Annotated in this window: 9 protein-coding genes; 6 read left to right on the top strand and 3 right to left on the bottom strand. The window is 73.3% G+C overall.

Translation table 11 applies throughout. The features are described from left to right. The 4 genes from LN251_RS27115 to LN251_RS27100 form a co-directional block, all read left to right on the top strand. On the top strand, positions 1 to 393 hold a 393-nt coding region (locus tag LN251_RS27115; RefSeq protein WP_458246686.1), incomplete at its 5' end, for an SAM-dependent methyltransferase. 40 nt (positions 394 to 433) lie between these two features. After that, positions 434 to 1,837, top strand: a complete 1,404-nt coding sequence (locus tag LN251_RS27110) for a glutamine synthetase family protein (protein WP_458246685.1) — start codon at positions 434 to 436, stop codon at positions 1,835 to 1,837. A gap of 1 nt (position 1,838) precedes the next feature. Then, complete coding sequence (locus LN251_RS27105) at positions 1,839 to 2,975, top strand: amidohydrolase family protein (RefSeq protein ID WP_458246684.1); 1,137 nt, start codon at positions 1,839 to 1,841, stop codon at positions 2,973 to 2,975. Positions 2,976 to 2,990: 15 nt separating this feature from the next. Further along, the gene (locus tag LN251_RS27100; protein WP_383677071.1) at positions 2,991 to 3,527 is read left to right on the top strand and encodes an NUDIX hydrolase family protein; all 537 of its coding nucleotides are present in this window, start codon (positions 2,991 to 2,993) and stop codon (positions 3,525 to 3,527) included. On the opposite strand, the gene LN251_RS27095 is transcribed toward LN251_RS27100, so the two are convergent. Continuing rightward, entirely contained in the window at positions 3,490 to 4,308 is an 819-nt protein-coding gene (locus LN251_RS27095; RefSeq protein WP_458246683.1) for a DUF427 domain-containing protein, read from the bottom strand. The genes LN251_RS27100 and LN251_RS27095 overlap by 38 nt on opposite strands. An 18-nt stretch (positions 4,309 to 4,326) precedes the next feature. Here LN251_RS27095 and LN251_RS27090 point away from each other — a divergent pair, with 18 nt between their 5' ends. Together LN251_RS27090 and LN251_RS27085 are read left to right on the top strand one after the other, a co-directional pair. Beyond that, the gene (locus LN251_RS27090) at positions 4,327 to 5,265 is read left to right on the top strand and encodes an RNA polymerase subunit sigma-70 (protein ID WP_458246682.1); all 939 of its coding nucleotides are present in this window, start codon (positions 4,327 to 4,329) and stop codon (positions 5,263 to 5,265) included. 56 nt (positions 5,266 to 5,321) lie between these two features. Next, positions 5,322 to 5,633, top strand: coding sequence for an EthD family reductase (locus LN251_RS27085; RefSeq protein ID WP_458246681.1), 312 nt, complete (start codon positions 5,322 to 5,324; stop codon positions 5,631 to 5,633). A 6-nt stretch (positions 5,634 to 5,639) separates the two neighbouring features. On the opposite strand, the gene LN251_RS27080 is transcribed toward LN251_RS27085, so the two are convergent. Further along, on the bottom strand, positions 5,640 to 6,518 hold the full coding sequence (locus LN251_RS27080) for a hypothetical protein (protein ID WP_458246680.1): 879 nt from the start codon (positions 6,516 to 6,518) through the stop codon (positions 5,640 to 5,642). 92 nt (positions 6,519 to 6,610) lie between these two features. Beyond that, on the bottom strand, positions 6,611 to 7,594 hold the full coding sequence (locus LN251_RS27075) for an aldo/keto reductase (RefSeq protein WP_458246679.1): 984 nt from the start codon (positions 7,592 to 7,594) through the stop codon (positions 6,611 to 6,613). Positions 7,595 to 7,596: the final 2 nt, after the last annotated feature.

Here is a 7,596-nt window from a genome sequence, read left to right as displayed (position 1 = left end):
GCAGCGATCCTCGAATGCGCCGCGGGGACCCTGGACCTCACCGAGCCGGTCGCGGTGATGATGCTCGGCATCCTCAACTTCGTGCTGGACGTGGAGAAGGCGCGGCGCATCGTGCGCGAGATCATGGCCGCGGTGCCCTCCGGCAGCTGTCTCGTGCTGACCCACCCCACCTTCGACGACGACCTCGGCGGCGCCGGCCAGATCCCGGCGATGGAGTTCTGGAACGAGAACGCCACCCCGCCGATCACCGCCCGCAGCGGCGAGGACATCGCCGCCTTCTTCGACGGCCTGGAGATCCTCCCGCCGGGCCTGGTGTCGTGTTCCCGCTGGCGTGCCGAGCCCGAAACGCCCCCCGTGGTACCGCAGTTCGGGGCGGTGGCCGTGAAACCCTGACGTACGGCAGCCGCCCGGCCGAGTCCGTCGAGGAGGACGTATGACCACCCTTGCCGATCCCGTCCCCGGCGGGCGCCCCGGCGAAGTGCAGCGGGCCGCCGCGATGAGCGGGGAGCTGTCCGGGCGGGGCGTGCACGGGATCGTGCTGTCCTACGTCGACACCGCCGGCGTCGGCCGGGTCAAGACGATCCCGACGCAGAAGCTCGCCTCGGCGTCGGCCTGGGGCGTGGGCATGTCGCCGGTGTTCGACACCTTCCTGGCGAACGACTCCATCGTCACCACCGACGTCCTGGGCTCCCCGGACGGCGATCTGCGCCTCTACCCCGACCTCGACCAGCTGGTCGTACTCGCCGGGCAGCCGGGCTGGGCGTGGGCCCCGGTCGACCGGATCACGCAGGAGGGCGAGCCGCACCCGGGGTGCGGCCGCACCCTTCTGCGCCGGATCGTCACCGAGGCCGCCGAACAGCGCGGGCTGTCTTTCAAGGCGGGCATCGAGATCGAGTGGAGCGTGGGCCAAGGGCCCGCTGCGGGTGGGGAGTTCGCGCCCGCGACCACCGGCCCCGCCTACAGTGCCACGCGCCAGGTCGAGTTGAGCGACTACACCGCCGGCCTGCTCACGGCGTTCGCAGCGCAGGACGTGGAGGTCGAACAGATCCACCCCGAGTACGCCGCCGGGCAGTTCGAGATCTCGGTGGGCGCGCTGGACCCGGTGTCGGCGGCCGACCGCAGCGTGCTGGTGCGGCAGACCATCCGGGCGGTGGCCCAACAGCACGGGCTGGTGGTCTCGTTCTCCCCGGCCGTGTTGGCCGAGGGTGTCGGCAACGGCGGCCATCTCCACCTCTCCGCCTGGCGCGACGGCGTCAACCTGCACTCCGGCGGCGAGGGCCGCCACGGCATGACGGCCGACGCGGAGTCCTTCGCGGCCGGCATCCTCGCCCGGCTGCCCGCCCTGACGGCCGTGACCGCGCCCAGCCCGGCGAGCTATCTGCGCCTCAAACCGTCCCAGTGGGCCGGGGTGTTCACCACCTGGGGCCGCGAGACCCGTGAGGCGGCGCTGCGGGTCGTCACCGGCACGGCGGGCCTGCGCGAGCAGGCGGCGAACCTGGAGGTCAAGCCGGTCGACCTGGCCGCGAACCCGTACCTCGCCCTCGGCTGCGTGATCGCGGCGGGGCTCGACGGCATGAGCCGCTCCCTGCGGCTGCCGGAGGAGATCACCGGCGACCCGGCCCGCCTGGGCGCGGAGGAGGCGGCGGCGCGGGACGTACGGCGGCTGCCGACCTCCCTCGCCGAGGCCGTCGAGGAGTTCCGCAAGGACGACCGGCTGCGGGCCGCGCTCGGGCCGGTGCTCGCCGATGCCGTGATCGCCGTACGGCAGGGCGAGATCGCGGCCGTCGACGGGCACGACGATGCGTGGGTGGCGGCGGCGTACCGCTGGAAGTACTGAGATGGGCGGCGGGCCTGTCCTCCGGGCGCTGGAGGCGCTGCCGTTGGTGGACCACCACTGCCACGGGGTGGTCACCGCCGACCTGTCCCGGGAGGAGTTCGAGGACCTGATCACCGAGGGCGGGTCGTGGCCGGGGAGCTCCTCCTTCGACAGCCCCGTCGGGGTGGCCGTCCGCCGCCACTGCGCTCCCCTGCTGGACCTGCCGCGGCACGCGCCGGCCGAGGACTACCTGGCCCGCCGCGCCGGGCTCGGGTGGCGCGAGGTCCACGCCCGTCTCCTCGGCGCCGCCGGAGCGGACGTGTTCTGCGTGGACACCGGGTACGCGCCGGAACGTCTCAGCACCCCGGCCGAACTCGCCCTGGCCGCGGGTGGCACCGCGTACGAGGTGGTGCGGCTGGAGAGCGTGGCGGAGTCGGTGGCGGTGCGGGGCGTCGAGCCGGGCGAGTACGCCGACGCCTTCCGGGTGGCCGCGCTGGAGGCCGTACGGCGGCCGGGCGTGCTGGCGGTGAAGTCGGTCGCCGCCTACCGCACGGGCTTCGACCTGGACCCGGCCCGCCCCTCGGACGCGCAGGTCACCGAGGCGGCCCGGCACTGGCTCGCGGGCGGCGGCGGCCGGCTGGCGGACCCGGTCCTCGTACGGCACCTGCTGTGGACCGCCGTCGATCTGGGCCTGCCCCTGCAACTGCACGTCGGCCTCGGCGACAACGACATCCGGCTGCACCGCTCGGACCCCGCCCACCTCACCGACTGGCTGCACCTGACCGCCGGCACGATCCCGGTCCTGCTGCTGCACTGCTGGCCCTACCAGCGCCAGGCCGCCTATCTGGCCACGGTGTTCGAGCAGGTGTACCTGGACGTGGGGCTCGCCCTGCACTTCGTGGGCCCGGCGCGGTCCCGGACGGTGCTGGAGGAGGCCCTGGAGATCACCCCGTTCCGCAAACTGCTGTACAGCTCCGACGCCTACGGTGTGGCCGAGTTCCACTTCCTCGGGGCGCTCGCGTTCCGCCGGGGTCTGGCTGGTCTGCTGCAGGACCGGGTGGACAGTGACGAACTGGACCTGCCGGACGCGTTGCGCATCGCGGAGTGGGCAGGAGCACACAACGCCCGTCAGGTCTACCGCCTTCCCGGCACCTCCTGAAAGTATGATCAAGCAATGTCTGACATGACCGAAACCACGCCCGGCTGGCTCTCCCCCGACGAGCTGGAGATGGCGCGTGCGCGCATGCCGATCCTGTACGTCGAGGCCGTGCCCGTGCGGGTCGACGACAGCGGCGAAGTCACCAGCGTCGGCCTGCTGCTGCGCATCGGGCCGGACGGCACGGTCAGCCGGACCCTGGTCTCCGGCCGGGTACTGCACCACGAGCGCGTGCGGGACGCCCTGCTGCGCCACCTGGAGAAGGACCTCGGCCCGGTGGCGCTGCCCCGGATCCCGGCCTCCCTGCAGCCCTTCACGGTCGCCGAGTACTTCCCGACCCAGGGCATCACGCCGTACCACGACCCGCGCCAGCACGCGGTGTCGCTGGCCTACGTGGTGCCGGTCACCGGCGACTGCCGGCCGCGCCAGGACGCCCTGGACCTGGTCTGGTTCAGCCCGCAGGAGGCGGTGTCCGAGGCCGTGCAGAGCGAGATGCCGGGCGGTCACGGGGTGCTGCTCAGGCAGGCCCTCGCCCACGTCGGCTGCTCTGTCTGAGCATCGCGCTGAACGGCGTCACGGGCCGCTCCCTCGGCTCGCCGTCCACGGTGATGTCGACGACCTCGTTGTAGAAGGCGAGCAGGCCCTTGATCACCGCCACGGCGGCCAGCGGCTCCGGGTAGCTCCACACGAGGTTCGCCCCGCCGGGCGTCGACCAGTACGCGGCGACGCCCTTGTACGGGCAGGCGGTGTGGTGGTCGCTCGCGGTGAGCAGGTCCATGCGGACGTCCTCGCGCGGGATGTAGTAGCGGGTGGGCAGGGCGGTCTCGAAGAGCAGCACCGGCCGGCGGGTGTCCGCGAGGAGCGTGCCGTCGACCGTCACCTGGACATGGCGGCTGCTCGGGATGGCGTCCACCCGTTTGTGCGGGTCGCGGGGGTGGACGAAGATCTCTTCCTCCTCCTCGTACCAGTGGTCGAGGCCCTTGCCGCCGCGCCCGAACCACTCGAAGGCGATGTGCCCGGCCAGCTCGGCGGCGGGGAACGTCCAGGCGGCGTTCTCCAGCAGCTCGCCGTCGACGACGAGGTCGTAGAAGATCGTCGATCCGCTGTGCGCGCCCGGCCGCGGGTTCCGCGCGGGGCGCAGCAGGTCCTCGCGCACGTCGCCGCGGGGGAAGGCGTACTGCGGTACGGGCAGTGACGGCTCCCAGACGAGGACGGGGTGCCGGCTGTCGACGACGGTGACGTCGCCCTTGCGGCCCCGGACCCAGCGTTCGCTCGGTTCCCACAGAAGGCCCTCGGGGGTGCTGCGGACGGAGTGTGCGGTGCGGAGTCCACTCATGGGTCCATGATGAACCCCATGGACCTTGAGCCGTACCGGGGCGAGTTGGTCGCGTACTGCTACCGGATGTCGGGGTCGTTCCACGAGGCCGAGGACCTCGTGCAGGAGACGATGCTGCGCGCCTGGAAGGCCCGGGAGCGCTACGACGCCTCGCGGGCGTCGGTGCGCACGTGGCTGTACCGGATCGCGACGAACGTGTGCCTGACGGCGCTGGAGGGGCGGGCCCGGCGGCCGCTGCCGTCCGGGCTCGGGACGCCGAGCGAGGATACGGGGGCGCCGCTGACGCCGGCCTTCGACATCCCGTGGCTGCAGCCGTTCCCCGACGCGCGCCACGACGTGGACGCGCGGGGCGATCTGCGGCTGGCGCTGGTGGCCGCGATGCAGGCGCTGTCGGCGCGGCAGCGGGCGGTGCTGGTGCTGCGGGAGGTGCTCCAGTTCAGCGCGGCGGAGGTCGCCGAGCAGCTCGGGACCACGGTCTCCGCGGTCAACAGCGCCCTGCAACGGGCCCGGGCGGCCGTCGCCGGGGTGGGTGACCCGGGCGGGATCGGCGAGCCGGACGACGCCGGGGCACGGGCGGCGGTACGGCGGTACGCGCGCGCCTTCGAGGCCGCGGACGTGCCCGCGCTGGTGCGCCTGCTGACCGACGACGCGATCCTGGAGATGCCGCCGGTGCCGCTGTGGTACCGCGGCCGGAGCGACTTCGGCCGGTTCATGGAGCGGGTCTTCGACACGCGCGGCACCGGATGGACCGTGCGGCATCTCGGCGCGGGCGGGGAGCCGGCGTTCGCCGCGTACGCGCCCGCAGCGGACGGCGGGTTCCGGCTGCACACGCTGCAGGTGTTCACGGTGACGGGCGGGCGGATCGCGCGCAATGTCGTCTTCGCCGATCCCCGGGTGTTCGAGGCGTTCGGCCTGCCTCCGGAGATTCCCGCGCGGCAATCCGCCGGGCCGCGATGAGTCCGGGCGGTGGCGCCGGTAGGTACCGGTGACCACCGATCGAGAGGACATCGGACATGACAGCGCGTTTCCTCGCCCTGTACGACACCCCCGCCGACCCCGCGGCCTTCGAACGGCACTACCGCGAGGTCCACCTCCCACTGGCCCACAAGCTGCCCGGGCTGCGCCGCTACACCGTCGGCACCGGCGTCACGGCCGTGCGCGGCGGCACGCCGTACTACCTGGTCGGCCTGCTCGAATGGGACAGCCTGGACGAGCTGCGGGCGGCGTTCGCCTCCCCCGAGGGCCGGGCCTGCGCGGCGGACTCCGAACGCCTCCAGGAGTTCACCACCGTCCGCAGCATGGTCTACACCGTGGACGAGGTCTGAGCGGCCTCAGGCCAGCAGGGACGGCCGGCCCGGCGGCATGACCGGCCGGGCCGGTACCGGCCCCAAGACGACCGGGGGCATCGGCTCGTGGCGCGGGCGCCTGCGCCTGCGGTCGCGGTTGCGGCGCTCGTGGACCAGCGCCATCGCGACCGCGGTGCCGACCGCGATCAGGTGCTCGCGGCCGGCCAGGTTGGGTACGGCGATCGACTCCCACACCATCGACCCGCCCGTGAGGGTGAAGACGATCGGCGCCCGCCGGACCACCGAGATGTACGTGAACAGGCCCACCACCGCGGCCGACGGTCCGGTGTCGAGCACCTGGCCGACCTGCGGCGGCAGCCCGATCCCGAGCCCGCCGGGCCCGATCGCGAGCATCACCCGCACCATCAGGGTGCCGGCGAGCGTCGTGGCGTACGAGATGACGAGGGTCCTGGCCCGGCCGAGGACGAGTTCGGCCAGCGCGAAGGCGAGGAAGAGCTGGGTGATGCCCGCCCACACCGGCAGGTCCAGGGCCGGGACGTACAGGGACACGGGCGTGCGCAGCAGCGCGAGCCACAGCGGCAGGTCGGCGTAGACGCCGCCGAGCAGCCGCACCACCGTGGCGCCGGTGCGGTGCTGCGCGACGGCGTGGAAGAAGATCACACCGAACGCGGCCAGGAAGGCCAGGGAGAGGCCGGGCAGTCCCCGGCGCCTGAGCCGGCGCAGCGGGTCGGCGACGATGCCCTCCCACTCGCCCCGCAGGGTGCGCCAGAGGAACAGCGCGACGCGCCACCACCACGTGGCACTCGGCCGTTCGTGCCGGCGCCCGGGTATGCGGTCCACGGCCCCGTCGCCGTCCAGTCCCCTGTCGGCGCCGTCCCAGCGCCGTGTCTCCCTGTGCAGCAAGACTCCCCCGTCTCTCGTACGGCGGCCCTACCGACCGTATGCATCGAAATGCAACTGTTTCTAGAGACTGTGGGAAAGAAGGTCAGGTTGCCTCAGTGCGCGGAGTCCAGCCGGAATCGCTGGTCGTCCGACAGCTCCAGGTCCACCGCGGCCAGGCTCTCCTCCAGCTGGGCCACGGAGGACGCGCCGACCAGCGGGACGACCGGCAGGACGCCGCCGAGCTGCCACGCGAGGACGACCTGGTTGACGGTGGCACCGGTCTCCCGCGCCACCTCGTGCAGGGCGGCGAGACGGGCCGGGGTGCCCGGGTGGTCGTACTCGGCGGGCAGCCGGTCGGGGCGGACGTACGCCCCCTTCAGCAGCGGCGAGTAGGCGACCAGGGTGAGGCCGGGCTCGGCCCTGAGGTAGCCGAGCATCTCGGGGCCGACGGCGCCGAGGCTGCCGTCGGGGAAGAGGTCGCCGGGCACGTCGAGGCGGGGCCGAAGGTAGCTGTGCTCGTACTGGAGCACCTCGTAGCCCGGCAGTCCGGCCGCCGCCGCGGTCGCCCGGGCGCGCTCGACCCGCCACACGGCCTGGTTGCTGGCCCCGAGCAGGCCGACGGTGCCCTCGGCGACCAGTCCGGCGAAGGCCTCGACGGTCTCACGCTGCGGGACGGTGTGGTCGTCGATGTGGGCGTAGAGCAGGTCCAGCCGGTCCACGCCGAGGCGTTCGCGGCTGCGTTCGGCGGACTCGCGGATCACCTTCGCGGACAGCCCCTCCGGGTTGTCGACGAAGCCGGTGCCGGGGGCGAGCGGGCGGGCCCCCAGCTTGGTCGCGATGACGATCTCGTCGCCGACGCCGCGGCTGCGCCGCCAGCGGCCGAGGAGTTCCTCGCTCTGGCCGCCCTGGCCGCCGTCCTCCCAGAAGGCGTAGTTGTCGGAGGTGTCGACGAAGGTGCCGCCGGCTTCCGCATAGCGGTCCAGGACGGCGAAGGACGTCTTCTCGTCGGTGCGGGAGCCGAAGAGCATCGCGCCGAGGGCGAGGACGCTGACCTCGCGGCGGGTGCCGGGGGCGGTTCCGATGGTGCGGTACTTCATGG

Source organism: Streptomyces sp. MAI_2237 (genome assembly GCF_054189285.1).
This window is presented reverse-complemented; position numbering and strand designations above follow the sequence as displayed.